Origin of the sequence: Streptobacillus felis (assembly GCF_001559775.1) — a bacterium.
Lineage (GTDB): Bacteria > Fusobacteriota > Fusobacteriia > Fusobacteriales > Leptotrichiaceae > Streptobacillus > Streptobacillus felis.
Genome location: NZ_LOHX01000159.1, coordinates 1 through 263, shown reverse-complemented (window position 1 = coordinate 263; position 263 = coordinate 1). Strand labels below are relative to the sequence as shown.

The 263-nt window shown below is 27.8% G+C and carries 1 protein-coding gene; it reads right to left on the bottom strand.

Annotated elements, in window-relative coordinates; translation table 11 throughout:
- The coding region (locus AYC60_RS08940) for a POTRA domain-containing protein (protein WP_197416939.1) at positions 1 to 263 on the bottom strand (263 nt) is incomplete at both ends.

The following is a 263-nucleotide window of genomic DNA, read 5'->3' as shown; positions in this document are numbered from 1 at the left end:
TCATTGACTTTTACAATACCTTTTTTTTCATATACTACTTCTTTAACTGTACCTTCTAGTAATTCTATTGTAACATATCCATCATTAGTTACTGTTACATCTTTAAATCCTACCCATAAGACCCCATTTTCAGAATATACTCGTATTATTGGAGATTCCTCTAAAGTAAGTAATCTACCATTTAATACATCTCCTACTTTTAATCCAGAAATTTCTTTTAATTGTTCTACAGTTAAAATTCTTGAACCCTTAATATTAAGTGA